General features: G+C 67.2%; 2 protein-coding genes. Both read left to right on the forward strand.

What is annotated here, in order from left to right:
- Window positions 1–879, forward strand: an 879-nt coding sequence (locus ACE3OK_RS12600; RefSeq protein ID WP_374249896.1) for a GDP-mannose 4,6-dehydratase, incomplete at its 5' end; no start/stop codon positions are given.
- Window positions 880–955: 76 nt separating this feature from the next.
- The coding region (locus ACE3OK_RS12605; RefSeq protein ID WP_374249897.1) for a trans-aconitate 2-methyltransferase at window positions 956–1,514 on the forward strand (559 nt) is incomplete at its 3' end.

Genomic DNA, 1,514 nt, shown 5'->3' on the forward strand with positions numbered 1-1,514 from the left:
GAGCGGCTGGCCCACAACGGTTGGCGGGTGGTGGGTACCAGCCGTCAGGCCGCTGCCCGGCCCGAGCTGGCCGGCGTGCTGGGCGCGTACCACGCGCTGGACCTGAACGACACCGCCGCGCTGCAGCCGTGGCTGCGCACCGTGCGGCCCGACGCCATCTTCCATACGGCGGCGGTGCACGGCGCCGCCGGCTTCCGCTACGAAGACGTCTGGCTCAGCGCCCACGCCGTCAACACCCTCAGCGTGCACGCCGCGCTGGAATACGCCCGCACGGCCGGGCCAGGCGTGCAGGTGGTGTACTTCAGCTCGGCCAAGGCGTTTGGCACGCTGGACGGCCGCGTGATCGACGAAGCCACCCCCCGTGTGTCCAGCTGCATCTACTCCATCACCAAGAACGCCGCCGCCGACCTGGTGCAGTACTACCGCAGCCGGCACGGTACCGCTGCATCCGTGGTGTGGCTGTTCAACCACGAGTCGGCGCGCCGGCCCCCACAGTTTTTTGTGCCGCAGGTGCTGGACGCACTGGTCAGAAGCCAAGCCGATCGCCGCCACAAGGCTACGCTGGCTTCGCTCGACTTCTGGTGTGACTGGGGCCACGCGCAGGAATACATGACGCTCATCGCCGACGGCTGCGACACCCTGCGCGGCCAAGACGTGGTGCTGGCCACCGGCCACACGGTGTGGGCCCGCGACGTGGTGACCGAGCTGTTTGCCGGTGCCGGGCTGGCAGTCGACGACCACATCCAGACCACCAGCCGGCAAGAACGGCAGCCCGCCGCCTTCTGGCGGGCCGACCCGGTAAAACTGGCGCGGCTGACGGGCACGCAACCCACGATTTCGGGTGTGGGGGTCTTCCGGCAGATCGTTGGAATGCTATAAAAATAGTAGCACCTCACGCATATTCCACGAGGGCTAGAGCCAGTTTTAACTCCATACAAAAACCTAGAATACGCCCATGTCGCCACCGGCCCGCCAGTACCAGTCTTTCCCCGACGCACCAGGCGACTCGCAGTCGCTGGCCAAGCTCAAGGCGCTGCGCCTGCCGCTGCTGGTGGGGCAGCGCTTTCTGGACATCGGCTGCAACGAAGGCTTTTTTTGTGGCTACGCGCAGTTTGCCGGTGCTGCCCGGGTGGTGGGGCTGGACCAGTCGGAAACCTTCATCACCCGCGCACGGCAACGCTTTGCGGGTGTGGAGTTTCTGCACCAGAGCTGGGGCACCCTGCCACCTGGCCCGTTTGACGTGGTGCTGCTGGCGTCGTCGCTGCATTACGCGCAAGACCAGGCTGACCTGATCCACCGCGCGGTGCAGCGGCTGAGCCCCACCGGCACCCTGGTGCTGGAGCTGGGCGTGGCCGAGGGCGAGCATTCGGCCTGGGTGCCGGTGGACCGTGGCGCCGACCGGCGCCTGTTCCCGACCTGGGCCAAGCTCAACGAGGTGCTGGCCCCCCATGCGTGGAAGCTCATTGCCAAAAGCGTGCCGCAAAAGGGCGACCCGGTGCCACAGATCGGAAGAG

This window comes from Thermomonas sp., assembly GCF_041905325.1.
Lineage (GTDB): Bacteria > Pseudomonadota > Gammaproteobacteria > Xanthomonadales > Xanthomonadaceae > Thermomonas.